The organism is Bacillus sp. Je.9.29.b (assembly GCF_051129925.1).
Taxonomy (GTDB): Bacteria; Bacillota; Bacilli; order Bacillales; family Bacillaceae; genus Bacillus; species Bacillus safensis.
Genome location: NZ_JBCPSO010000003.1, coordinates 434,407 through 460,812, shown reverse-complemented (window position 1 = coordinate 460,812; position 26,406 = coordinate 434,407). Strand labels below are relative to the sequence as shown.

At 42.3% G+C, this 26,406-nt stretch carries 24 protein-coding genes; 15 read left to right on the top strand and 9 right to left on the bottom strand.

Annotated features, from left to right (window positions below):
- Positions 1–2 precede the first annotated feature (2 nt).
- Together AAZR19_RS08540 and AAZR19_RS08535 are read left to right on the top strand one after the other, a co-directional pair.
- The gene (locus AAZR19_RS08540; protein WP_111290681.1) at positions 3–1,103 is read left to right on the top strand and encodes a GerAB/ArcD/ProY family transporter; all 1,101 of its coding nucleotides are present in this window, start codon (positions 3–5) and stop codon (positions 1,101–1,103) included.
- A complete protein-coding gene (locus AAZR19_RS08535) occupies positions 1,100–2,245 on the top strand; it encodes a Ger(x)C family spore germination protein (RefSeq protein WP_076840198.1) in 1,146 nt (381 codons plus the stop codon). Before AAZR19_RS08540 ends, AAZR19_RS08535 begins: the two co-directional genes overlap by 4 nt.
- 13 nt (positions 2,246–2,258) lie before the next feature.
- Here the strand turns inward: AAZR19_RS08535 and AAZR19_RS08530 are convergent, their stop codons facing one another.
- Positions 2,259–3,656 carry a bifunctional glycosyltransferase family 2 protein/class I SAM-dependent methyltransferase gene (locus tag AAZR19_RS08530; protein WP_335372255.1) on the bottom strand — a complete coding sequence of 466 codons (1,398 nt, stop codon included), beginning with the start codon at positions 3,654–3,656 and terminating at the stop codon, positions 2,259–2,261.
- A 136-nt stretch (positions 3,657–3,792) separates the two neighbouring features.
- On the bottom strand, positions 3,793–5,157 hold the full coding sequence (locus AAZR19_RS08525; protein ID WP_335372254.1) for a sugar porter family MFS transporter: 1,365 nt from the start codon (positions 5,155–5,157) through the stop codon (positions 3,793–3,795).
- A 258-nt stretch (positions 5,158–5,415) separates the two neighbouring features.
- On the opposite strand from AAZR19_RS08525, the gene AAZR19_RS08520 reads away from it, so the two are divergent.
- Together AAZR19_RS08520 and AAZR19_RS08515 are read left to right on the top strand one after the other, a co-directional pair.
- The gene (locus tag AAZR19_RS08520; RefSeq protein ID WP_025093927.1) at positions 5,416–6,381 is read left to right on the top strand and encodes an LCP family protein; all 966 of its coding nucleotides are present in this window, start codon (positions 5,416–5,418) and stop codon (positions 6,379–6,381) included.
- A gap of 164 nt (positions 6,382–6,545) precedes the next feature.
- The gene (locus AAZR19_RS08515) at positions 6,546–7,427 is read left to right on the top strand and encodes a Cof-type HAD-IIB family hydrolase (RefSeq protein ID WP_204305229.1); all 882 of its coding nucleotides are present in this window, start codon (positions 6,546–6,548) and stop codon (positions 7,425–7,427) included.
- Between the two features lie 56 nt (positions 7,428–7,483).
- Here the strand turns inward: AAZR19_RS08515 and AAZR19_RS08510 are convergent, their stop codons facing one another.
- From AAZR19_RS08510 to pgsB, 5 genes are all read right to left on the bottom strand, one after another.
- Positions 7,484–8,707, bottom strand: a complete 1,224-nt coding sequence (locus AAZR19_RS08510; RefSeq protein WP_163114785.1) for a C40 family peptidase — start codon at positions 8,705–8,707, stop codon at positions 7,484–7,486.
- 108 nt (positions 8,708–8,815) lie between these two features.
- Positions 8,816–8,986 carry a hypothetical protein gene (locus tag AAZR19_RS08505; protein ID WP_087976066.1) on the bottom strand — a complete coding sequence of 57 codons (171 nt, stop codon included), beginning with the start codon at positions 8,984–8,986 and terminating at the stop codon, positions 8,816–8,818.
- Positions 8,983–10,149, bottom strand: coding sequence for a CapA family protein (locus AAZR19_RS08500; RefSeq protein ID WP_024423669.1), 1,167 nt, complete (start codon positions 10,147–10,149; stop codon positions 8,983–8,985). Before AAZR19_RS08500 ends, AAZR19_RS08505 begins: the two co-directional genes overlap by 4 nt.
- A gap of 18 nt (positions 10,150–10,167) precedes the next feature.
- Positions 10,168–10,617, bottom strand: a complete 450-nt coding sequence (gene pgsC / locus AAZR19_RS08495; protein ID WP_007497520.1) for a poly-gamma-glutamate biosynthesis protein PgsC — start codon at positions 10,615–10,617, stop codon at positions 10,168–10,170.
- A 15-nt stretch (positions 10,618–10,632) separates the two neighbouring features.
- A complete protein-coding gene (gene pgsB / locus AAZR19_RS08490; protein ID WP_024423670.1) occupies positions 10,633–11,814 on the bottom strand; it encodes a poly-gamma-glutamate synthase PgsB in 1,182 nt (393 codons plus the stop codon).
- A gap of 746 nt (positions 11,815–12,560) precedes the next feature.
- Here pgsB and AAZR19_RS08485 point away from each other — a divergent pair.
- From AAZR19_RS08485 to rbsB, 9 genes are all read left to right on the top strand, one after another.
- Positions 12,561–14,042, top strand: a complete 1,482-nt coding sequence (locus AAZR19_RS08485; RefSeq protein WP_076840210.1) for a spore germination protein — start codon at positions 12,561–12,563, stop codon at positions 14,040–14,042.
- Positions 14,032–15,129 carry a GerAB/ArcD/ProY family transporter gene (locus AAZR19_RS08480; protein WP_076840212.1) on the top strand — a complete coding sequence of 366 codons (1,098 nt, stop codon included), beginning with the start codon at positions 14,032–14,034 and terminating at the stop codon, positions 15,127–15,129. Before AAZR19_RS08485 ends, AAZR19_RS08480 begins: the two co-directional genes overlap by 11 nt.
- Complete coding sequence (locus AAZR19_RS08475; protein WP_076840213.1) at positions 15,119–16,261, top strand: Ger(x)C family spore germination protein; 1,143 nt, start codon at positions 15,119–15,121, stop codon at positions 16,259–16,261. The genes AAZR19_RS08480 and AAZR19_RS08475 overlap by 11 nt, the downstream gene beginning before the upstream one ends.
- A gap of 117 nt (positions 16,262–16,378) precedes the next feature.
- Positions 16,379–17,365: a LacI family DNA-binding transcriptional regulator gene (locus AAZR19_RS08470; protein ID WP_024423674.1), complete on the top strand. Its 987-nt coding sequence runs from the start codon at positions 16,379–16,381 to the stop codon at positions 17,363–17,365.
- Positions 17,362–18,240: a ribokinase gene (rbsK, locus tag AAZR19_RS08465; protein ID WP_163114782.1), complete on the top strand. Its 879-nt coding sequence runs from the start codon at positions 17,362–17,364 to the stop codon at positions 18,238–18,240. Before AAZR19_RS08470 ends, rbsK begins: the two co-directional genes overlap by 4 nt.
- Positions 18,237–18,629 carry a D-ribose pyranase gene (gene rbsD, locus AAZR19_RS08460; RefSeq protein WP_076840217.1) on the top strand — a complete coding sequence of 131 codons (393 nt, stop codon included), beginning with the start codon at positions 18,237–18,239 and terminating at the stop codon, positions 18,627–18,629. Before rbsK ends, rbsD begins: the two co-directional genes overlap by 4 nt.
- A gap of 15 nt (positions 18,630–18,644) precedes the next feature.
- Positions 18,645–20,126, top strand: coding sequence for a sugar ABC transporter ATP-binding protein (locus AAZR19_RS08455; RefSeq protein ID WP_076840219.1), 1,482 nt, complete (start codon positions 18,645–18,647; stop codon positions 20,124–20,126).
- A gap of 1 nt (position 20,127) precedes the next feature.
- Entirely contained in the window at positions 20,128–21,081 is a 954-nt protein-coding gene (gene rbsC, locus AAZR19_RS08450; protein WP_024423678.1) for a ribose ABC transporter permease RbsC, read from the top strand.
- A 13-nt stretch (positions 21,082–21,094) separates the two neighbouring features.
- Entirely contained in the window at positions 21,095–22,012 is a 918-nt protein-coding gene (gene rbsB / locus AAZR19_RS08445; RefSeq protein ID WP_041108103.1) for a ribose ABC transporter substrate-binding protein RbsB, read from the top strand.
- 36 nt (positions 22,013–22,048) lie between these two features.
- On the opposite strand, the gene AAZR19_RS08440 is transcribed toward rbsB, so the two are convergent.
- Positions 22,049–22,666, bottom strand: a complete 618-nt coding sequence (locus AAZR19_RS08440) for a flavin reductase family protein (RefSeq protein ID WP_041108105.1) — start codon at positions 22,664–22,666, stop codon at positions 22,049–22,051.
- A gap of 59 nt (positions 22,667–22,725) precedes the next feature.
- Positions 22,726–23,613, bottom strand: coding sequence for an acetoin biosynthesis transcriptional regulator AlsR (gene alsR / locus AAZR19_RS08435; RefSeq protein WP_041108107.1), 888 nt, complete (start codon positions 23,611–23,613; stop codon positions 22,726–22,728).
- Between the two features lie 150 nt (positions 23,614–23,763).
- On the opposite strand from alsR, the gene alsS reads away from it, so the two are divergent.
- Positions 23,764–25,464, top strand: coding sequence for an acetolactate synthase AlsS (gene alsS, locus AAZR19_RS08430; RefSeq protein ID WP_041108109.1), 1,701 nt, complete (start codon positions 23,764–23,766; stop codon positions 25,462–25,464).
- 35 nt (positions 25,465–25,499) lie between these two features.
- Positions 25,500–26,270 (top strand): acetolactate decarboxylase, encoded by a 771-nt coding sequence (gene budA, locus AAZR19_RS08425; RefSeq protein WP_024423683.1) that lies wholly within the window; start codon positions 25,500–25,502, stop codon positions 26,268–26,270.
- Positions 26,271–26,406 lie beyond the last annotated feature (136 nt).

Below are 26,406 nucleotides of genomic sequence, written 5' to 3'. Positions count from 1 at the left end.
CGATGTACAGACCTGAAAAGCTATCATTGTTACAAGTCACCATTCTGTGCAGCTCTACAATGATAGGCGCTGGAATTTTAACCATTCCACGTAGTTCTGCCAATTCAGGATACCCTGATGGCTGGATCATTGTATTAATACAGGGAGTCATCTTTGCTTTCGTTGCTTTTTTGTTGGGGTGGATTGCCGAAAAGAATGCACCAGACACCATTTTTGAGTCAAATACAAAAGGAGCAGGGGCATTTTTTGGCACGATCTTTAATTTAATGCTGATCGCCTATTTACTAGGCATTGTCGGCTTTGAGGCACGTGTTCTCGGCGAAGTGGTTCAGTTTTTCCTTCTGCAATCGACTCCCATGACCGTGATTGTCATGATTTTTCTACTTGTGGCGATCTATCATTTGAAAAGCGGTATCTTTCCAGTCGTCAAAATGGTGACCTATATTTATCCGATCACCATGGTCATTTACATAGCGCTCATGCTGTTTTGTTTAAAAATATTTGATTTTGATTATTTGCGCCCTGTGATGGCGCATGGTTTTAAAGATTTTAGTAACCTGTTCTCTCAAACCTTTATTCAATTTACAGGGTTTGAAGTGATTTTGTTTGTTGTCCCGCTCATTTATAAAGACAAATGGTCTAAGGCAAAATGGGCGGCTGCGATCGGGGTTGGAATTACTTCTCTTGTATATTCCCTCACCCTCTTTATAGTGATTGGCTCCATGACCGTTGGTGAAACGAAATCTCTCACTTGGCCGACGGTTTCCCTTATACAAGCGCTTGAACTTGAAGGGGTGTTTATCGAACGTTTTGATATTTTCTTACTGACAATTTGGACGTGCCAGCAGTTCATTTGTATGCTGGGCTTTTTCCAGTTTGCGATTAAAGGCTGCTTCACCGTTTTTAAAACAACCAATATAACGAGACTGCTATGGCTGCTATTTTTAATAACATCGGCACTCTCACTTTTTCCTAGAAATATCAATGAAGTCTTTTACTACTCTACTTTACTCGGCTACGCATTGTTCGCGGTATTAGCCATTCCTTTTATTACAGCTATCCTGCTGATGATACGCAAAAAATGGGGAGGTCGTTCTGCATGAGAGGCAGGCGTATACTGTTATTCTTTTTTTCCTGCTGCCTTTTTCTTCTATCAGCAGGCTGCTGGGACTTAAAGGATATTGAAAAACTATCGTTTGTACGCGGTGTTGGCATTGATGAACAAGATGAGAATGGAGTTAAGCTGACCTATCAAAACCTTGTACCGAAAACAGGCGGAACACAAGAAGCCGATTCTCCCGGCTATGTGAATGTCGTCTCGAAGGGAAAAAATGTGCTGGAGGCTGTCAGTAATGTCGCCTTGAAGGACCCGCCGATCTATAGTGATCACCTGAAAATCTTCTTGTTTGGCAGAAATCAAGCGGAGCATCACGATATTCAAGGAACACTTAATCATTTTATTCGAGATGATGAGGTTCGGCGCAGCAGCTATCTCCTCGTGTCACGAGGAGATGCGTCAAAAGTCATCAACCAAAAATTGAAATCACAGCAAAAGGTTCCGGTTGAACATATCTTCGAAACATCCAAAAACCGAAGCTTTAACGGAAAGATCGCACTGCCAACACGTATTGGCCGGGCATCTGATTATTTTCAAATGGGCGTTAGCTTCCTTGTACAAAGTGTAGATGCGGTAGACGGTGAAATTATTTATGATGGGGCAGGTATCATTCACGGAAAAACAAGAAAGCTGATCGGTTTCATCTCTGCGCAGGATGTACAATATTTAAACTGGGTGATGGACCGTATCGCAGGCGGTGTTGTACCCGCCACCTACAAAGGCTTTCCGATTACGTATGAAATTAAAAAAGCCAAAACCAAGATTGAACCCTACCTGAAAGACGGAAAGATTTCCTTTCACATTAGCGTACAAACAAATGGAAAATTGTCAGAGGATCAATATCCCCCTGAAAACTCATACGATGAACAGTACATCAAACGATTTGAGAAGGTTTTTTCTCGTAAAATTAAAGAGCGCATACAAAAAACGGTCAGTCATATGCAACATGAAGTAGGTGTTGATCCTATTTTTTTAAGCCGGCAGTTTCGTATTAAGTATCCTGAATATTGGGATCAGCATCGTGATGAATGGGACAAACTATTTCAAGAAGCAGACATAACGTATGACATCAAAGTGAGCATTTTGAACTTTGGTGCAGAAGGTGCAACGAAAAGCTTCAAATGGTAATACAAAAAGGCGGTTATCCCAAAGGAGAGCCGCCTTTTTTACGTACGACAATGAGAAGCTGATACAAAGTCACTTGATCAGACAACGCTTTTGTTTGAAAGCCGAGTGACGCTCCTATTCTTGCCACCTCGTCAAAAAACAATTGGACGTTTTGATCAATCTGTACATTGATCCGCTGCTCGATCACGCGTTCAAATAATTGGTCTGGGAAAAGCGCACGCATGGTGTTTGGTGTGAAGAACCGTATATGGGTTCGGTCTAAGATTCCTACATCTTGATACGTAAAATCACCTGTCATCAAAGGAAGAAGCACCTCTGCATGCATCATGTTAGGCAGGCAGCAAATGATGACACCGCCTGGCTTTAAAGAGGCGTGCGCTTGCTCAATGATGTGCCAAGGATCTGACACATGCTCTAAAACATCCGAAAAAATGACCGCATCAAAAAAGGCCTCTTTCTCTGACCATGGGTATTCATCTGCATTTGCCTCGATGACTTCTTCATAATACGCCTTTGCGACCGCTGCTTTTAACGTATCCGCCTCTACCCCGTACATGTGTACAGACTGACGATTCATTAGTTCAAGCCCAGTAGCCCCTGCGCCGCATCCAACATCCAGCACGTGTGCAGCGTCCTCAGGGAGTAATTCCACAAAATACGGATGAGGAGTGATCAAATTTAGATCTATGCCCCACTTATCTAAAAATCGAAGTCTATTCTCAGTAAACAGTGTAGAGATGTTTGTTTCTTGATTGGCATTAAAGGTAGCATGACCATGATGATGCACAAAGGAATCATGCACAATTTGCAGCTGATATCCTTTTAGTAATGAACGCAAACATAGATCGTCATCCTCAAATGATCCATATACAAACCGCTCATCAAATAATCCCACATCCTCGATCAGCTTTCTTTTCACGAGCAAGCAAAACCCTACAAGCCGGTGCACATAAGTTCTCTGACCTTTTCTCTTAGACGTATACTCCTTAGCAAAGGCTGGGAGCTCCTTCACATCTGTATACGACGGCTGGACCATCTGAGGGCCGCTCACATAATTAGAGACGGGTCCCACCATCCCAATTCGTTCTGAAGCGAATAGCGCCTCTTTTAATGGAGAAAGCCAATTTTCCGTCACGATCGTATCATTATTTAAAAAGAGAATGCTATCTCCTGAAGCTTTTTTTGCCCCTTGATTACATCCCTTTGCAAAACCTTCATTCTCTTCATTATCAATGAAAATCACATCATCCAGCTCTCTTACATATTCCTTCGTGCCGTCAGTTGACGCATTATCGACGATGATGAGTTCATATTGGTCACTATTCGTATGCTGTTTAATGCTATCGATACATGTTTTCGTCAAATGCAGTTCATTGTACGTCAGCATGACAATGCTTGTTTTCCCTTTCATCTCATTTCCACCTTTCTCCCGCCTGTTCCATATGTATGTGATAGGCAGCACGTTCAGAAGATGAGGGAATGTCCTTTCTTGATTAAACGTTTGTTTAACATAGAAAAACCAGCTGCACACGGCAGCTGGCCATTGTTCATACCGTTTTTCCTTCGCCACTTGCGACGGCACGATTTCTCTTTTTTAAATCTTCTTCAATTTCTTCAAGACTTTTCCCCTTCGTTTCGGTCACCAAGTATTTCACAAATAAGAAGGCGCCTACGCCAATGACCGAATAGATGAGGAAAAGATTACTGATACCAATCGCGCTTAATAAAGCTGGGAATGTCAGCGAGATGATTAAATTTCCTGTATGAAGAAGGAAGGTCGAGACACCTGTACCGATTCCCCTGACATGTACTGGGAACAGCTCTGGGAGCATCACCCAAACGACTGGCCCCCAGCTGACAGCAAAGATGACGATAAAGAGACCTAAACAAATAACGGTTGTCCATCCTGCAGCTGTTGAACCTTCAAAAAATCGGTTGACCACTGACAGAACAATTAAACTAAGGACCATTCCTGCATTCCCAAATAGGAGCAGCGCTTTACGCCCTACACGGTCAATGATTTTAATGGCAACAAACGTCATAATGACATTCACTGCACCAATTCCAACGGTTCCTAAAATCGCCGCTGAACTCCCAAAGCCAACACTTGTGAATGTTTTTGGTGCATAGTAAATGATCGTATTTGTACCGATAAACTGCTGCAGAAAGGCAAGGCCGACACCGGCAATCAATGCTGGGCGTACCCATGGCTCAAATAATTCCTTAAAACCGCCTTTCTCTTCACTTTCCGCCTTTTGAATATCTGAAATTTCTTCTTCCACTTCTTGCTGACTTTTTCTGAGTTTAGATAATATCTCCTTCGCACGGTCAGCCTGTCCGTGGACAAACAGCCAGCGGGGACTTTCCGGCATAAACAAAATCCCGAATAATAAAAGAACAGAAGGAACCACCGCAATTCCAAGCATCAAGCGCCATGCCTCTGCATCCGCTAAAGCGTAGTTCACAATATAGGCAAGAAGAATACCAAATGTGATCATGAGCTGGTTTAAAGAGGAGAGTGCCCCTCGTGATTCCTTTGGCGCAAGTTCAGATAAATATAATGGAACAATCGTTGTCGAGCACCCGACAGCAAGCCCTAGTACAATTCGGAATAAGACCATCACTTCTGTATTCGGTGCAAGAGCTGTACCAAATCCGCCGATAATAAACAAAATAGCTGCGGCGATGATGGCTTTTTTCCGCCCAAATTGGTCTGTCAGCTTTCCAGAAAGAGAGGAACCGAGCATCGCCCCGATTAAAATCGAGCTGACAACAAGCCCCTCCGTAAACGCGTTTAAACCTAAATCCTCTTTCATAAATAAGATGGCGCCAGAGATGACACCTGTATCATAGCCATATAAAGCACCGCCAAGGGCGCCGAAGAAATAAAGCCATCCATTCCGATTTTTCATTTACATAACACCACTTTTGTCTCTGTACTCTTATGAAAAGTCATTTTCCTCACTTCCTGTCATTTCAAACATTTCGATGTTTTATGACAAATATATTTCATTTGTGTATCTTTGAAACTTTTTACGAGAAGAAAACGTCAATTAAGAGTTAGTGAAAAAAATGTCGCACTATATCCCGTTTTAAGGTATATTTGTTTTAGTTTGTAAGCAGAAAGAAGGATATCTTTACTATAAAATCATAGCGAGGGTTTAAAATATATGGATCAATCACGAAGTAAACGCAAAGGAAAAAAGCGTTTAAAACCATGGGTGAAAGTCACTCTTTTTATCATTAGTATTCTTTTACTGACAACTGCTTCAGTCACAGGCTATGCCTACTATAAAATAACAAATGCTGCCAAAAAGGCTCAAGTATCTCTTGATCGCGGCGCACAATCTGTGAAACGGATTGAAGCATTCGATCCAGGAAAAGACAGCTTTTCTGTCTTGCTGCTTGGAATTGACAGCAGACCGGGCGAAACAGTGAAACAAGCACGAAGTGACGCAATGGTTTTGGCAACCATAAACCGCACAAATAAAACCGTTAAATTATTAAGCATTCCTAGGGACTCATACGTTAATATTCCAGGCCACGGTTTTGATAAAATTACTCATGCACACGCATTTGGCGGTGCAGATCTAACAGTGAGCACAGTTGAAGATTTACTAGATATTCCGGTCGATTTTGTCATCCAAAGTAATTTCGTAGCGTTTAAAGAAATCGTCAACGAATTAAACGGTGTTCCTATTAACATCAAGGATGAGTACCTTGTGAAACAGATTAAAAAGGATACAAAAGGCAAGGTTGTGCTTCAAACTGGAACTCATACACTAGATGGTGATCAAGCGCTCGCATATGTGAGAACGAGAAAAGCAGATAGTGACTTAATGCGTGGCCAGCGACAAATGGAAGTGTTAAAAGCCATTTTTGATAAATCAAAATCATTAACATCTATTCCGTCATACGACAATATCATTGATACACTCGGTGATAATGTGTCAACCACCCTTTCTATGAAGGAGTTAGTCGGTCTTTTCCCGCTTCTGACCTCATTGAAATCGGTTGATACCATTCAGCTTAAAGGATCTGATTACCAGCCAAACGGCGTTTATTATTTCCAATTGGATCAAAACCAGCTGAACGAAGTAAAAACAGAATTGAAGAAGCAGCTTGAATTATCATAAATAGAAGCGTCCCTAAGAGGGCGCTTTTTCTTATTTCCTTGATCATTCACTCATTTTTGTTTAGCCTTGATAGAGAGGAATCAACCTTCCTTTTTTATGAGAATGAAGGAAATCGTACATACTTTGAAGAGGCTATTGCATGAATGAAGGAGGATTTGACAGCGATGAAAAAAATGATTGCGATTGATTTAGACGGTACACTCTTAAATACAAAAAGTGAAATATCCGCTCAAAACCGTGAGGCATTGATTCGTGCAAAGGAAGCTGGATATATTGTGACCATCTGTACAGGGCGGGCAACTTTTGATGTAAAGGAGCTGCTTGGCGATTTAGACATCCCCATTATTGCGGCAAACGGCGGGACTGTCCATACAGAAGGATACGAGCTCTTCAGCCGTATCACATTGGACCAAGAAGCGGGCAAGCGGGCTGCAAAGGCACTAGTGGAACGAAACATTTACTTTGAAGTCTATACAGATGATGCTCTCCTCTCTCCTTTTGATGGAAAAGAGAAGCTGAAAGCAGAATTTGATCTGATCAAAAGCGCAAACCCAAATGAGGATCTCGCTGATCTATGGGAAGGAGCCATGACGCAATTTAAACAATTTGGCATCAAACCAGTGGATGATATCCGTGAGATTTTTGAGTCGAACGAACCGACCTATAAATTACTCTGCTTCTCGTTTGATATGAACAAACTGAACGAAGCACGAAATCTTCTTTCAGACATGCCCGAGCTTTCATTGACCTCGTCTGGTAAACATATTATTGAGGTGCTGCCAAAAGAGTCTGGAAAAGGACATGCCCTGAAAAAGCTCGCAGCCCATTATGGTGTAGACCGCTCACATATTTATGCAATTGGTGACAGCCCAAACGACCTTTCTATGTTTGAAGAAGCAGGCCACCGCATTGCAATGGGGAATGCTGTTGATGTCATTAAAGAAAAGAGCACCTTCATCACAAAAGGAAATCATGAAGACGGTGTCGCTTATTTTATTGATCTTCTTTTACAAAATCAATTCCATGAAAAAAAGACGCTTGTCTGATCAGCGCCTAGAGAGAAGTCCAGAAGTCCGATACAAGTATTGATCGGGCTTTTTCTTTATTTTTTGATTCTAACAGCCGTTTCATATTTGTCCTTCCAGTACATACTTGTTTTCATATTGGTTAAAACAACACCGTTTGAGACCGTCACATGAATGACTTGATTTGATCCTGCATATATCGCCGGCATCAATGATGTACCGCTGAAGAAGACAAGATCTCCCGGCTTAAGCTCAGAACGTTTCACAGGTGTACCTGCTTTAACTTGACCTGATGCATAGCGAGGCAGCTCAATGCCAAGCACTTTTTGATACACGTACTGCGTGAACCCTGCTGTATCAAATCCTTCCTTTGGGTTCGTACCGCCTTTGACATAAGGGACTTCACCAATATACGTAGCGGCTTTTGATACGATAGGATCCTCTTTCGCAAGCTCCAGATCTGTTAATCGTTTCGCACCTGTCCATTTTTCGCGCCAATACGATTCAGACAAATAAGAAATTGTCACACTTTCAGAACGGCTCGCATGAATAAAGCGGTCGCCTCCAATATACATACCTACATGAGAAATTCCGGGCTTATATGTGTTGCTAAAAAAGACAAAATCCCCAGGGCGGATATCGCCTAATGCCACTTTTTCTCCAACGATCCACTGCTGTTCAGCACTTCGAGGTAAATAAATCCCAAGCGATTTTTCAAATAAATACTGTAAAAATCCTGAGCAATCGAATCCATTCTTTGGATCTGCTCCTCCAAACACATAAGGAATTCCTAAATAGGTCAGCGCATCTTTCACAAGAGGGTCATCAGAAATTTCTTGCGTACCGGGCAGTCGTTTGACCGCATAAAATCGATCAGTCCAATATTTGCTTTTACTGACATCTGTTTTCACCACACCTTGACTAAGCGTGATGTGGATCACCTGATTGTTCCCAGCGTACAACGCCACATGTGTTGGGATATCCTTCGTTTCTTCAAGGCTTCGGAAATACACAAGGTCACCGGGCTGCGCTTTATCCCATGATACCTTTTTTCCAATCTGATATTGGTCGATTACCTTCCGCGGCAAATCAAATGTTTCGGATGTCTTGTACACATATTGAATCAACCCAGATGCATCAAAGCCCGTTTTTGGATCGGTTCCTCCTTTATGATAAGGTGTTCCAATGAGCTTTTCCGCTTGCTCCAAAAGAGATGGTGTTTGAGCAGAAACCACTGTTTGGGACATGAACATCAGCCCTACGAGCGCACACCCTCCAATCAACATTCCTTTCCATTTCATGATCCTTTCCCTCCTTTCTTCTATAGTTTCGTCATGACACCTTTCATTTTACACCGTATTTCGACAAAAAAAGAGCACGCGATGTGCGTGCCCTTTATCCTTTTTAGGTTATTTACCTGCTTCCGCTTTTGACTGCTTTTGCTGTTCAATTTTCTGCATTTCAACCGAAATCTTTTGTTTTTCGTGATCTGTCAGACTGTCACTAAATTTAAAAGCAGACATAAAGACAAAGACTAAAATTAACGCAACAAACGGCCAGCTTGCTTTTAGGAATTTCATTTCTTCTCTTTCCCTCCGTTTTCTTTTAAGTTTTTAACTTTATCAGCGTGATCTACTTCAAAGAAAATGTGTCCGTCTTTTTCTTTCCAATCCGCATTCGTTCCATTGGTCAGCATACGGATAATGGCTTTTGATTCTAGAGATCCTGCTTTTACTGGAGCAGGTGTTGCTTCTTTGATGTACATTGGCACAACTTCAAATGTCGCTTTTCCATCTTCATTCAGATGATACTGAACAAGTGCAGAATCACGTGTTCTTGACCAGCCTTGGTCAAAAATAAAGTTTCCTAGGCTATAGAAAATCGCCGTTCCGTTATAGACTTCCATTGGTTCAAGGACGTGCGGATGAGCACCGATAATGATATCGGCTCCGGCCTTAGACATCGCTCTTGCCAATTCTCTTTGTCTGTCGTTTACTTCATTGTTGTACTCCTGTCCCCAGTGAGCATGAACAACGACGAGATCTGCCTTTTCAGCAGCCTGCGAAATCATCGGAATAAAGATAGATGGATCGGCTGGCAGAATACCCGCCTGGCGATTCGTTGCTTTGAAATCTTTCCCATACACATCTGTAAAACCAAGTGTAGCAATTTTGACACCATTTACTTCTTTGTACGAAATGTTCTGCTTCGCATCTTGGAGGTTACGACCTGCACCTGTATAATCCATGCCATTTTGTTCAAAGGCATTGATCGTGTTGTTCAGTCCTTTTTCACCATAGTCTGCCGCATGGTTATTCGCAAAGTTTAAGACAGAGAAATTTAAATCCTTCAACGCTTGGACAGAATCTTCATCAGTTTTTAAATGAATATTCTTTTGCGCTGCCTGTTCTTTATCTGATGCGACAGGATGTTCAAAGTTACCTGTCACATAATCTGACACATCAAAATATGGCTTGGCATAACGAAAGAGATGCTCTTTTCCATAGCGGTCTGTTACTTTCTCTACGTTTCTTCCAAACATAATGTCACCGACAAACGAAGCGGTCAGGATGTTTTCTGGATTCTTTTGTACAGTTGGCACTTGTGCTTTCCCGATAAACGTAAATAGAAATGTACAAGCAATGACGATCGGTAAAGCAATTAGTACGTGTTTATTCGTCTTTTTCTTTTGATTCTTTGTGATTTTCAGCAGCTTTTCCTGAAAGCTCAATTTTTTATTCATCATTGGACACACCTTATCTTAAAATAGATAGTAAACATACATGATGGCAAATGTTGCACCACTTAGAAGTAACGTGCTTCCAAGGGTAATTGTAAGACCTTGCTTTTGAATCGTATTCGCAATCAATCCAGGGACGATGATTCCGATTCCGCGGAATTCTGCTATTTCAAATGGGACCACTGGATAGAAGAAATCAAATATCAGCTTTAAGGCAATCCCTGTAATCAGCATCGCAGCAAACTTTCTGCGTCCATATAAAATCATGAATTTTGATAAGCCAAAGCGAACGATCACATACGTAAGCAAGCTGACAGATAAGACGACTAAAATGAAGACTGGCTGGTTAAATACGAGCGCCAGATAACCCGGAACAACAAGTCCAGCTGGTACGATTCCTGTTTTTTCTGCAAAGATTAAACTAAGTAGAACACCTAAAATTAACGAGATATAAAGATCTGATCCGAACATTTTCTATATTTCCTCCTAGCTGACAAGCTGCTTAATTTTGTATTCTTGAATTTTTTCGATTAACGGTTCAGCGGCACCATGGATATTGCCGACTCCATAAACCACTCGATTATGAAGCTTTTTCTCAAGCATATTCATAATTTCTTCTGTAGATTGATATTCAAGGTTGTGTAAGTGGTCAGCCGGAATTTTCCCTTCCTCATATGCCTTCACAATTGGATCAGTTGTTTCACCAATTAAGACAAGGTCACTTGCTTCAATATATGGAAGTACATCCTCCGCAAACTGGATCGTTCTATCTACCCGATCTGCACGGCAGTTCATAATAATAATCGGTTCATCTGTTGGATATCCAATTTCTTTCACACGCTTCCAAATGTTCAATGTAGATGCTGCGTCATTTGCCGCAAATCCATTAACAAAGTGTCCAGGTGTTTTCGCGTCCATTAATGGAAGAATTCTCATCGCTCCTGGATCAGGCGGCGCATTTAACATTCCTCTGAATGCCGTATCTTCATCAATCCCTAATGCTTGGGCAACACCAAGTGCCAGTGAAGCATTATCTGGGAAAACCATGTACTCAAATTTCCGCAAAAACTCATCGGAAATCTTGGAATTATCTGCAACAATGACTTCTGTGTTGCGTTTTTTCGCAATCTCTTTAAAGAAATCTGTATATTCACTATCCGTAATAACCAAGTGTCCATTGTAAGGAATTGTCGCTGTAAAGGCTTCTGCTATTTCATCAAGTGTCGGCCCCATGACGTCCATATGGTCTTCAAGAACGTTTACGATCACGCCAATATTTGCTTGAAGCAGCTCTTCCTGAAAGATAATTTGGTAATCTGGATTTACCGCCATACATTCACTGACGATGGCATTTGCTCCTCTTTCAACTGTTTCTCTCATAACTTCTTTCTGCTCTCCGATATTCGGTCCTTGCGGTTTCCTTTTAATCGGTTTCTCCTCTGGCGTATCCCAATAAATCATTCTTGCATCCGTTCCCGTTGTTTTACCGACAGTTTTATAACCTGCCTCCATTAAGATACCGGTTGTCAATCTTGTGACGGTAGACTTTCCGCGAATACCATTAATATTGACGCGCACCGGCAGGGCATCGATATTTTTCTGATGACGCTTCTTTTCAATAAAGCCAATCCCTAACATGATGACACAGGCTATAACGATTAACCACATCGCTATCTACATCTCCTTTTTTTATGAGTGTGATATGTAAATTCAATCAACAGTATATCTGTTCAGCATAAAATCACAATCGGTATTATGTAACATAATCTTTCACTTCCTCGTATGCCAAATTCCTCTAATCAGAAGGCTTTTTTGCCTATCCATCCTTTAAATGAAAAGGTCAAAAGGCGGACAAAAATCAGTCTGAATTTCTGCTGAATTCATGAGAAAGCGTTACCATCAATGATCCAAAAATCTTTTGTCCTTTTCTCCCTAAATTTTTTGACAATTATTAAGATGTATTTTGAATCAATGTTTTAAAGCCCGCTCTTCTCTATAACAACAGTCATATCAGTGCTTTAAATGAATAGTGCGTGTTTTGGAATGTTTTATATTTTTGAATGAACAGGTTAGAAAGTCATTCTCATTGGTCAGATTGCTGCGCGTTGACCTATGACAAAGGTCACATCTAAAAAAATCAAGTCATCTGCTTATTTTCAGGTCACAAAAAATTGGGATAAGATGTAAAATATTGATCGTTTCGGTGTACCTTCTCTTTACGAGATTCGCACCTTATGACCTAAACAATGAAACATTATTCATTTGTTTTTATCAAGATTCATCATTTCTTAACATTTTTAATATGAATTTAGTTGAAAATTGTCAGCTCATGTCATGCTTTCCCCAAAGGTGACGAATAAAATTCGCTTCTCCGCTTACACTATGGATAAAAAATCTGTGAGAGGAGGCTAAAGATGCCAAACAATAATGAGCAAACACGCCTGCACTTTTTATCAGGAAGCTTTGAGGAAAAAATCCGTATCCTAAAAAAAACATTTCAGCAAAGCGGCGATTTTGAATACCGAGAGTTGATGGTGAATGAAACGAAATCTGCGCTGTTTTTTATTAAAACAAGAATAGATGAAGGAAAGCTAAATGATTTCATTATCGGAAACTTGTTAGGCCCTCCTGGAAAGCAGGATTATACAAAATCTCTTAGCACACTTGAAACAGGCGACTTGACGCTGATCACAGACAGTATTATTGCAGGAAGTATTGCCTTTCTTGATGAAAACTCCTCGCAAATCAAGCTATTTGCTGTCGGACAGCCGCCGCTGCGCTCTATTTCGGAGCCATCTTCTGAAAGTATTATCGCCGGCGCACATGATGGGTTTGTTGAAAGTATTGATACCAATATCTACTTACTGCGTTCGCATTTAAATGATCGGAAGCTCGCCATTCAATATCATAAGGTCGGTACAAAATCGGAAACAAAGCTTGCGACGGTGTATATATCTGATATTGCCAATCCAGAAAAGGTCGAAGAGGTCAACAGACGGATTTCTTCTATTAAAGTAGACACACTGATAAGTCCTGGCTCTATCGTTGAGGCAATTGAGGAAGATTCATTTTCTATTTTCCCGCAGCTGATTGACACAGAACGTCCAGACAAGGTGAGATCTGCGATCCTTGAAGGCAGGATAGTCGTACTCATGAATGGCAGTCCAATGGCCATCATTCTGCCTATCACGTTTTTTAGTTTCTTTCAGTCACCAGATGATTATAACAGCCGCTGGATTCCTGCTACGTTTATTCGTATTCTTCGTTATCTTGCTTGCATCATCGCAGTTATATTGCCATCTTTTTATATTGCTGTTATTGCGTTTCATTATGAGGTTGTCCCAGATGAACTCGCTATTACGATGAAGAACTCTATTATTGGCATTCCTTTTCCTCCATTGATAGAGGCTATGCTGATGGAGATCACGATTGAACTTATACGGGAGGCTGGGGTACGTCTGCCTAAACCAATCGGGCAGACCATTGGAATCGTAGGTGGTTTGGTCATTGGGGATGCGGTTGTACAAGCAGGACTTATTTCGAATGTCCAAGTGATTGTAGTCGCTGTGACGGCTGTCGCTTCATTTGTACTTCCATCGTTTGAAATGACGTCCACCATCAGGATGCTTCGTTTCCCGCTCATGTTTATGGCATCAATGTTTGGTTTTATTGGCATTTCATTTGGGCTCGCCATTATTCTCATGAATTTATGCCGCTTAGAATCACTAGGGGTACCATATTTATCATCTGTTACTCCTTTTAACTGGCAGGATTTAAAAGATACTGTAGTTCGACTCCCAATGTGGATGTACAAAAACCGCCCTGTTTATTTAAATCCGCAGAAGAAAAAACAAATTGAAGAACTGAGAGGGTGGGAAAAGAAAAATGAAAAATAAAATATCTCCACCTCAAGCTGTTTTTTTTATCATCCAGTCTCAAATTGGTGTTGGTATTTTAGCGCTCCCCCATTTGCTGATGAAAGACATGGGACACGATGGCTGGATGGCAATTATTTTAGCTTGTTTTTTCATCCAGATCATCAATACCATTTTTCTTTATATCATCTACAAATATCCAGAAACGTCATTCTTTCAAACGCTGATTGAGGTCTTTGGAAAATGGATTGGACGCACCTTGGTCGTGCTTTATACGGTATACTTTGCTTCGGTTTGCATTGTGGTCCTTTCTATATTCACAAGGATTCTTGGCATATGGGTGCTCCCGCTCACACCAAACTGGGTGATTAACCTATTACTGATGATATGCATTGTCTATATCGCAAAGGAGCAAATTACAGCCATTGTCAGGTTTAATTTTATCTTAACTCCTTTTTTGCTCATGCTCTCTCTATTGATGTTCTATTCATTGAAAGGAACCAATATTGATTACCTCCTGCCTTTTTTCCAAACGGATATCTCTCAATTTCAGCTTGGATTGAAGGACGTGGTACTGTCAATGAATGGATTCGAGATGATTTTGATCATCTCTCCACTGATGAAGGGCACCATTAAGCAACGATATAAAGTGATGACCATTTCAAATATATGCACGACGCTTTACTACCTATTTATTACATTAATTTGTTTTATGTTTTTCAGCCCGGCTGAGCTTGATGTCATCCCGAATCCTGTTTTGTATCTGTTAAAAACCATTACATTCGGTGTCATTGAGCGGACAGATTTAATTTTCCTAAGCTTTTGGGTCTTTGTCATTCTAGCCACACTAAGTAATTACCTGTACTTTTGTGCAAATGGTGTGTCGAGTATACTGAAGAAAAAAAAACACAAAAAATATGTCTATTATTTTGCCATTTTGATTTATGCTGCAAGCTGTTTTCTCTCAACTGATAACTTTAGAATACAGCGATTCAACGACTTCACTACCGCTGCACAATATTCATTTATTTACACACTTCCGATCATAATGGCCGTTATCATCTTGATCAAACACCGCAAAAAGAAGGTGAAATCATATGCATCATAAGTACATGTTGACGCTGCTTATGTGTGTTTCTCTCATTTTCATGCCTGGCTGCTGGGATCAAAACCTATTAAAAGACATCTCTCTTGTTTTAACTTCAGCCGTTGATCAAGGAGAAGATGACAATGCGAAATATTCAATTACCTATCGAAAGGTGCAGCAATCTCAAAGTATGCAGCAAGGGAATACTGGCAGTTATTTAACTACTGTTCTCACAACCGAGGCGCCTACTTTAAGAAAAGCAAGAAGCAACTTTAGCCGGAGTGTAGACCAAAAAATTGATTTGTCGAAAATGCGGGTGCTGCTAATCGGTGATGAATTTGCCCAAAACCGACTGCTCCCTTACTTAGATATGTTTTATCGCGATCCCAAAAGCCCTTTGCTCGCAAACTTGGCGGTGGTGCAAGGCGGGAGCTGTGTGGACTTAATCAATTCTCTGCTCAAGGAAAAACTGATTGTGAGCGACTATTTAAACAACCTGATCACTTCTGCATCACGCTCCTCACAAGTTGCACCTAAGAACATTCAAAACATCCGGTCCAAAATGCTGCAAACCGGCGAGGATTTCACACTGCCATTACTCTACTACGATAATTCAAAAAAGTTAACGAGTGTAAGGGGGGTCGCCTTATTTGATAATGAGAAAAAGAAAGGTGAACTTTATGCGCAGGATGCCATTCTGCTCACCATCATGGATGGAAAAATGGGCAGTTATGCAAACTTCACAAAAAAAGTAAGAAGTGATATGAAATCAAAGGAGAACAATTACATCAGCATTCAAGTTACCGATACAAAGAGAGACATTAAAATCGTCAATCCTGATCATCGAAACGTAACCTTCTCTCTTGAGTTTGAATTCAATACCTCTATTATTGAATATCCGAAAGATAATTTAGATACAGACAAGAAAATTAAAATGTTAAATAAAAAGCTGTCAGCTATTTTGACTAAAGACGCCGAAAGAGTCATTGCGGCCCTGCAAGAAGCAAATTCTGACGTCCTAAGCCTTGGCAGAAAATATAGGGTAAAACACTATGATGAATATATAAAAATGAACTGGGTCACCGATTATCCGAAGGTGAAAATCATTCCAAAAGTGAAAGTGAACATTACACAAACAGGTATTATTAGTTAAGAAAAGGAAGAAGCCTTCTTTCTTTTCTTTTTTTATTTTTTTTAGATTGTCATTTTGATGCTTTCGTGATAATCTATGTGTGTAAACGGTTACACATTTATGAAGGGAGGCTCTCCATTGGCTACAATTAAAGATGTTGCAAAAGCTGCACAAGTGTCTGTTGCCACTGTTTCACGCGTGCTCAATGATACTGGATATGTTCATTCAGATACGAAAACCCGCGTGACGCAAGCGATGCAGGAGTTGAACTACTTTCCCAATGAAGTGGCTAGATCCCTTTTCAAAAGAGAATCACGCTTAATCGGCTTAATCTTGCCTGATATCACAAACCCCTTCTTTCCTCAGCTTGCTAGAGGCGTTGAGGATGAGATTCATGCGCACGGTTTTCGGTTATTATTCGGAAACAGTGATGAAGATCGAGAGAAAGAAATGGCATACTTACAAACCTTTAAACAAAATCAAGTAGTCGGTGTCATCGCGGTCACAAATGAACCTGAATCAGATATATACAATGATGATGATCTACCTGTTGTGTTTTTAGATCGAACGGTTCCACATGCACCTTCTGTTTTTGCAGATGCTGCAGCTGGCGGGAAAATGGCGGCAATGGAATTAATCAGACGCGGCAGCCGGCAGATCACACTGTTAAAAGGACCTGCCCATCTGCAAACAGCGCGGCAGCGATTCAAAGGCGCACTCGATGTTCTCACGGAAACAGGTGTCGACTTTCATGTGATGTCTAATGCTTCCTTTTCCTTTCAAGAAGCCCGAAAAAGTGCCAAGGCCCTTTTCCAGCTGTACCCTGAAACAGATGGGATCATTGCCAGCAATGATATCGTTGCAACAGCGGTCATCCATGAAGCGCTTCGAATCGGAAAAGCGATTCCAGGAGACGTTCAAATCATTGGATTTGATGATATTCCGCAAAGTGAGTTGCTCTTCCCTTCCTTATCGACCATAAGGCAGCCCGCCTATGAGATGGGAAAAGAAGCGGCACAGCTGTTAATCAAAGCGATTCAGAAACAACCGATAGATCAACCAGTTATTCAAATGCCCGTCTCTTTTATTGAACGAGAGACCACAAGAAAGGTGGATTCACAATGAGTCTTATTGTTGTAGTAGGAAGCTGTTCAATGGATTTAGTCGTCACTTCAGATAAACGGCCAAATGCCGGTGAAACAGTTTTAGGCGAATCGTTTAAAACGGTCCCAGGCGGGAAAGGTGCCAATCAGGCAGTCGCAAGCGCCAGACTCGGTGCAGATGTATATATGGTCGGCCGAGTTGGTGATGACGCTTATGGCCATGATATTCTTAGCAATTTACAAGCACAAGGTGTCCGTACCTCATATATGAAACCGGTTACCGAAATGGAGAGCGGCACAGCTCATATCATTTTAGCAGAAGGTGATAACAGCATTGTTGTGGTCAAAGGGGCAAATGACGAGGTCACTCCTGACTATGTAAGTGATGCTCTTTCTACAATTGATGATATTGGGATGGTTCTCATCCAGCAGGAAATACCTGAAGAAACGGTCGAAGCGGTTTGCACCATTTGCAGTGAAAAAGAAATCCCTGTCATTTTAAACCCTGCACCAGCCCGTAAAGTATCGAAGCAGGTTTTAGATCAGGCTGCTTACATTACACCGAATGAACATGAAGCTGTTCTGATGTTTGATGGGCTGCCAACCAGAGATGCCTTGCGTCAATACCCTAACAAATTACTGATCACAGAAGGAAAAAATGGGGTTCGATATTTTGATGGAACGAAAGAAGTGTTGGTTCCAGGCGTTCCTGTCGAAGCAGTCGATACAACAGGAGCTGGTGATACCTTTAACGGAGCCTTGGCTGTCGCTCTAACAGAAGGCAAATCCCTCTATGACGCACTTGCCTTTGCCAATCTTGCCGCATCAATGTCCGTCACAAAGTTTGGCGCACAAGGCGGCATGCCAACAAGAGAAGAATTGGAGAAAAAGAAATGAAAAAAAACGGCATCCTAAACAGCCATATCGCCAAGGTGCTTGCTGACCTTGGCCACACAGATACAATCGTCATCGCAGACTGTGGTCTCCCTATCCCAGAAGGTCCAGTCAAAATCGACCTGGCGTTATCAATCGGCACACCATCCTTTCAGGAGGTCACCTCCCTCCTTCTTCAGGAAATGGCCGTTGAAAACATCACTGTAGCTAGTGAAATCAAAGAAGCCAATGAACGAGATCATTTATTTCTCAAGAAAGCGCTCTCAAATCCATTACATGAAGTAGACCACGAGACGTTCAAAGACATGACCAAACAGGCAAAAGCAGTCATTCGAACGGGTGAAGCCACCCCATACGCAAACTGCATTCTTCATGCCGGTGTCATCTTTTAAAAGGAGGAGCCAGATATGAACATAGAGATGCATAACATCCATAAGGCTTTTGGAAAAAACACCGTTCTCTCCGGGGTCTCCTTTGACCTCGTCACAGGTGAAGTCCACGCACTCATGGGTGAAAATGGTGCGGGAAAATCAACTTTAATGAATCTGCTTACAGGTCTTTATTCTTTAGATCAAGGAACGATACAAATCGACGGAAAAGAAACCGCTTTCAAAAATCCGAAGGAAGCGGAGCAGCACGGCATCGCCTTCATTCATCAGGAGCTCAACATATGGCCGGATATGACCGTCTTGGAGAACCTATTCATCGGGAAAGAAATCTATACGAAACTCGGACTGCTAGATACTAAGAAAATGAAGACCCTCGCCCAAACGCAGCTGGACCGTTTGTCTGTGAATCTCTCACTTGAACAAGAAGCAGGCAGCTGTTCTGTTGGACAAAAACAGATGATTGAGATTGCAAAAGCATTAATGACCGATGCAAAGGTCATCATCATGGATGAGCCGACAGCAGCTCTAACGGAACGGGAAATCGAGAAGCTCTTCCAGGTCATTGAATCTCTCAAAAAAGAAGGCGTTTCCATTGTCTATATTTCTCACCGTATGGAGGAAATCTTTGCAATCTGTGACCGGATTACGATCATGCGTGATGGGAAAACGGTCGATACGAAAGCCATACCTGAAACGAATTTCCATGAAGTCGTCAAAAAAATGGTCGGCCGTGAATTGACAGATCGATATCCTGAGCGAACGCCTTCTACAGGAGACATTGTCCTTGAGGTGAAACAAGCAACGAGAAAAGGACAATTTCAAGATATCAGCTTCTCAGTTAAGGCTGGAGAAATCGTCGGTGTTGCAGGCTTAATGGGTGCTGGCCGGACCGAAATGATGCGGTCACTGTTTGGCCTCGATCCTCTTGACCAAGGAGAAATCTGGGTGCATGGAAAAAAGGCTGTTATTAAAAAACCAAGTGATGCCGTCAAGCTCGGCATCGGCTTTATCACAGAGGATCGCAAGGATGAAGGATTGATGCTTGATGCATCCATCCGAGAAAACATCGGTCTGCCAAACTTAAAAAGCTTCTCTCCAAAGGGACTGATTGATAAGAAAACAGAACAGGATTTTGTCGACCTGCTCATTAAAAGACTGACGATTAAAACGGCTTCCTCTGACATCTCTGCCCGAAGCCTGTCTGGTGGAAATCAGCAAAAAGTCGTCATTGCCAAATGGATCGGCATACAGCCGAAGGTCTTGATTTTAGATGAACCGACACGAGGTGTCGACGTCGGAGCGAAACGAGAAATCTATCAGTTAATGAATGAACTGACCGATCGAGGCGTTGCCATTTTAATGGTCTCCTCTGAACTCCCAGAGATACTCGGGATGAGCGATCGAGTGCTCGTCATTCATGAAGGAGCCATCAGCGGAGAATTAGACAAAGCAGAAGCAACGCAGGAACGAATTATGACACTAGCTACAGGAGGGAAGTAACATGAAACCACTTACTTCAAATGGACGATTTGATCACATCATGCAAAAGCTTGGGCCATTCTTAGGACTCATCATCCTTGTCGCCATTGTTTCTATTTTAAACCCGGCCTTTTTAGAGCCATTAAACATCTTAAACTTACTGAGACAAATCTCCATTAATGCCCTCATTGCCTTTGGCATGACGTTTGTTATTTTAACTGGAGGTATTGATTTATCAGTCGGTGCTATTCTTGCACTGTCCAGTGCCCTGACTGCCGGCTTTATCGTTTCTGGCATGGATCCGATTTTAGCCATTATCGTCGGCTGTATCATCGGTGCCGTTCTTGGGATGATCAACGGTCTTTTAATCACAAAAGGCAAGATGGCTCCATTTATCGCAACGCTTGCCACGATGACAATTTTCAGAGGTTTGACACTCGTTTATACAGACGGAAACCCGATTACTGGGCTTGGCTCTAACTATGCATTTCAGTTATTCGGCCGCGGATATTTCTTAGGCATTCCTGTTCCAGCGATCACGATGCTTCTCACCTTTATCGTACTTTGGGTACTGCTTCATAAAACACCTTTCGGCAGAAGAACATATGCCATCGGCGGGAATGAAAAAGCGGCTCTCATCTCAGGAATCAAAGTACCGCGCGTGAAAATTATGATCTATTCATTAGCAGGCTTCATGTCTGCCTTAGCAGGTGCGATCTTAACATCTCGCCTAAATTCAGCGCAGCCAACAGCTGGTACATCCTATGAGCTTGATGCCATTGCTGCCGTCGTACTTGGCGGGACAAGCCTGTCCGGCGGAAGAGGTCGAATTGTCGGCACACTCATCGGGGTACTCATTATCGGTGTCCTGAACAATGGTATGAACTTACTTGGCGTTTCATCATTCTATCAATCTGTTGTGAAAGGGATTGTCATCTTGATTGCAGTCCTATTAGACAGAAAGAAATCTGCTTAAGGAGGCAGCCGCTATGAAAAAATATCTTATTCTCATCCTGACTCTCTCATTGTTCATGCTTTCTGCCTGCTCACTTGAACCGCCGGAGTGGGCCAAGTCATCAAAGGATGGCAAGAAAAAAGACATCAAAATTGGGCTGTCGATCTCGACGTTAAATAACCCATTCTTCGTTTCTCTGAAAAACGGTGTGACAAAAGAAGCGAAAAAGCTAGGCATTGAAGTCGTGATTGCAGATGCACAAAATGATTCAGCTAAACAAACAAGTGATGTAGAAGACCTTATTCAGCAAGGCGTCGACGCATTGCTCATCAACCCAGCGGATTCATCTGCCATATCAACCGCTGTCGAATCAGCAAACGCTTCAGATATACCTGTCATCACATTAGACCGCTCAGCCGAAAGTGGAAAGGTAGAAGCACTTGTCGCCTCAGATAACGTCAAAGGCGGAGAAATGGCAGCTAACTTTATCATTGACAAGGTTGGCAAAGGAGCAAAAGTCGCTGAATTAGAAGGCGTACCAGGCGCTTCCGCTACACGTGAGCGTGGAAAAGGATTCCATCAAATAGCGGATAAAGATTTAAAAGTGACAGCAAAACAAGCTGCTGACTTCGACCGGACAAAAGGACTGAATGTCATGGAAAACCTCCTTCAAGGAAACCCTGACATCAAAGCCGTTTTTGCCCACAATGATGAAATGGCACTTGGCGCACTAGAAGCGATTCAAAGCTCTGGGAAAGACATTCTTGTCGTTGGCTTTGACGGAAACGAAGATGCACTCAGCTCAATTAAAGCAGGAAAGCTCTCTGCAACGGTTGCGCAGCAGCCAGAGCTGATCGGTCAACTGGCAGTCGGTGCTGCAAACGATGTATTAAAAGGGAAAAAGGTACAAAAGAACATCGCAGCTCCACTCAAACTAGAACAGAAGAAATAAACAGAAAACCCCCGATTTCCCTCGGGGGTTTTCCTATTACTGTGGTCTTTTCAGCACAAATGACGTGCCTAAATGGGCATAATCATTACCTGCTAGGCGAGCGACTGGTTTCAGTTCATTAGTAGAAACATAGCCTTTTTCTGCATCATAAACAGCCTCATCTAAATGTGCACATACAACCCGGCCAATGATATGATCAACTGTGATCTCCCCTTCATCATTTTGAAAGGTCAGATGTTTTTCCAGCTGACATTCAAAACGAATGCGCGCTTCCTTGATTCCCGGCACTGAAATGACATGACTCTCTACTTGATGAAGTCCGGTGCGATCCAGCTCACTCTCTTCCCGAGGCAATGTAGCAGCTGTTTCATTAATATCTTCTATCATGTCTTCATCACTCACATGGACGACAAACTCTTTCTTGTCGATGATATGCTGCGCAGTATCTTTCATCTGACCATCACGTCGTCCGATAGAAACCGCAATGAGCGGCGGGTGTCCGCTGATGACATTAAAGAAACTAAATGGTGCGGCATTGACGATATTTTCTTTAGACAGACTTGTAATAAATGCAATCGGTCTTGGGACGATAGATCCAGATAATAGTTTATATGCCTCTTTTCGTGACAGCTGATCCATTTGCAATGTAATCAATTCAGGAACGCCTCCTTTTAATGTAACGACATCATACCATAACCCGTTCCCTATACCTCTTATTCCAGCTCGGTGCGATGCAGGATATGGTGGACAAGATGAAATAAAGCAGGATTATGATTTTCCCGTCTATAGGAAATCGTCCATTCCGCCAGAAGCTGTTCATCCTCAATGGCCCGATATACAACATCCAGATTAAATAAACGCCGGGCTGATTTTGGAATCACTGCAATACCGATTCCTGCTGTGACGAGGCCAATGATCATTTGATATTCCGCCGCTTCCTGCACGATATTTGGAGAAAACCCGTACTTTTCACATAGCAGGACAAAGTGCTGATAAAGAGACGGCCATGATTCCTGTGATAAAGAAATAATCGGTTCATGACGGATATCTTCAATCGTGACCGTCTCTTTTTGAGCCAATCGATGATTTTTTGGAATCGCAAAAATACATTCACTCTGCTTCATCAAACGACTAACTAGCTCTTCATGCGGCGATGTAGGATGTAAAAAACCGATATCAATCTCACCATTTAAAAGTGCTTCTAGCTGCTGCGGGACAGAAAGCTGCTGCAGCTCAATACTGACAGAGGGATACAGCTCCCTGAATTCACGTACAACGGGCGGCAGAATATCATATGTTGCCGTTCCAACAAAACCTATGATGATTTTCCCCAGCTCTCCTCTTGCTGTATGACGGGCATGATCAACCGCTTTATCAAGCTGCTGCAGCACTCCCCGAACCTCATGTAAAAAGACCTTTCCAGCTGCTGTTAGCTCCACCACCCGCTTCGACCGGTGAAATAAAGGAAAACCCAATTCTTCCTCAAACTGCTTAATTTGCTGACTAAGTGGAGGCTGTGTCATATTCAACCGCGCGGCTGCTCTGCCAAAATGCAGCTCCTCCGCTACTGTGACAAAATACTGCAAATGTCTCAGTTCCATCCTTTCACTCCTCACACACTTATTCGTGAAACATATCAAAACCACGTTAAACATATATTGGAAAATTTATTTTATGAAATGTATAGTAAATCATATCATGAAAATATATTTTCATAAAAAATTTTACTTGCCGAAAGGAGTGCGGGGTAAATGAAATCTCAAGCACAACCCCTAACAAGACGAGGAGCAGAATTGATTGTTGATACGCTGATTGCTCAAGGTGTGACCCATGTTTTTGCGATTCCAGGTGCAAAAATTGACGCTGTATTTGATGTATTAAAAGACAGAGGTCCAGAGCTTGTCCTATGCAGACACGAACAAAATGCAGCCTTTATGGCAGCTGCTGTCGGACGATTAACGGGCAAACCAGGTGTTTGTCTCGTCACATCAGGTCCTGGTGCATCTAATTTAGCAACAGGTCTATTAACAGCCAATACAGAAGGTGATCCTGTTGTCGCAATCGCTGGAAACGTCATTCGTGCAGATCGTCTGAAACGAACACATCAATCACTCGACAATGCGGCATTATTCAAACCAGTCACAAAATATAGCGTTGAAGTACAAGACGTTCATAATATACCAGAAGCATTAACAAATGCTTTTCGCGCGGCACAAAAAGGGCAGGCTGGAGCAGCATTTATCAGCTTTCCACAAGATGTCGTGACAGAACACACCACACAAACACCAGTGTCTGCTCACCCTTCTCCAGAATTAGGTCCTGCACCAGATGCTCTCATCAGTTCGGCTATCGCCAAAATTCAAAATGCACACTTACCTATTGCGATTGTGGGAATGAAAGCTAGTCGTCCAGCTGCTGCAAATGCCACAAGAGCATTATTAAAAACACTTGGTATCCCATTTGTTGAAACGTACCAAGGAGCCGGCGTTCTCTCAAGAGAGCTCGAGTCTCAATATGTAGGCAGAATCGGCTTATTCCGTAATCAGCCGGGTGATCTTCTCATTGAACATGCAGATGTCCTTTTGACCATTGGCTTTGATCCAATTGAATATGATCCGAAGCATTGGAACCTTCAGCCGCAGCAGCGTCAGATCATCCATGTTGATGACATGCAGGCAGATATTGACCATTTTTATGAGCCAGCGCTTGAGCTTGTAGGCAATATTTCTGAAACCGTCAAACATCTAGCGCATGACAGTGTTCCCCTTTCTCTAAGCAAAGAGAACATAGAATTAGTCACTGAATTACAGGAGCTATTAAGCAACATTGAAAAGACACCAGAAAGAGAAAGTCATCGATCTCACCCGCTGGATGTCATTCATACATTGAGACGTCTGATTCCTGATGACACGAAGGTCACGTGTGATATCGGATCTCACGCGATTTGGATGTCCCGTCACTTCCGCGTCTATGAACCGAACTCATTCCTGGTGAGTAACGGCATGCAAACATTAGGCGTCGCATTACCATGGGCAATTGCGGCTTCTATCATGAATCCAGATGAAAAGATTATCTCGGTCTCAGGTGATGGCGGTTTTCTCTTCTCCGCAATGGAGCTAGAAACAGCAGTCCGGAAGAAAACAAACCTCGTTCACCTTGTTTGGAACGACAGCACATACGACATGGTCGCGTTCCAGCAGGAAATGAAATATGACCGTACATCCTGCGTTGAATTCGGGCAGATCGATTTAGTGAAATATGCGGAAAGCTTTGGAGCGACTGGACTAAGGGTCAACTCACCTGAGGAGCTTTCAACCGTCCTTCAAAAGGGTATAAACATAGAAGGACCCGTGATTATTGATATTCCGATTGACTATCAAGACAACCCTGACCTCGCCAGTCAAAAATGGCCAGAAGTCTTTCGCAAGAAACATGCAATGAACGTCAGATAAGACTTCGATACATTACATTAAAGGAGTGAGCGGTTATGGGTATGATGCACCCAATGAATCAACAGAATGACACAAGACAGCATGACAAACAGCAAGAGGTCTATCAAGTATCGACAATGACCTCCCTGCTGGAAGCCGTATATGATGGAGATTTCTCCCTCGCACATATTCCTGAACACGGTGATTTTGGCATCGGTACGTTCAATCAATTAGATGGAGAGCTGATCGGCTTTGACGGCGCATTCTACCGGCTGCGCTCGGATGGAACAGCGACACCGGTCACCAATCAAGATTATTCACCATTCTGCTCTCTAGCATTCTTTGAAACAGATATCGTTCATCGAATTGATGCACCTATGACATCCAAAGAGCTGGAAGAAGAAATCGACCGCATCTTACCAAGTAAGAATATCTTTTATGCGGTCCGCATTGATGGATCTTTCAAAAAGGTTCAAACACGTACGGTTGAAAAACAGGAAAAACCTTACGTTCCAATGGTAGAAGCAGTCAAGTCACAGCCTATTTTCGACTTTGAGGATATTCAAGGTACGATCGCAGGCTTCCGTACACCGCAGTATGCACACGGCATTGCGGTGAGTGGATATCATCTTCATTTTATTGATGAAGATCGAAGTGTTGGCGGACACGTATTTGATTACACCGTTGATCAAGTCACCATCCGCATTTCTCAAAAACGCCATATGAATTTACATCTGCCAAATACGCAGGAATTCTTCCAAGCAGACATTGATCGAGCTGACCTTGCACAGCAAATTGCCAGTGCAGAAAGCAGTCCAGATCAATAAATGAAGTCACCCCGGTGAGCCCGGGGTGTTTTTTTATGCATAAAGACGATTTTCACCCCGTAATATTTTCCTTTCGATAGCAAATAACAAATTATACATTCTATTCGTAATAAAATATGATAGAATATCAACAGAA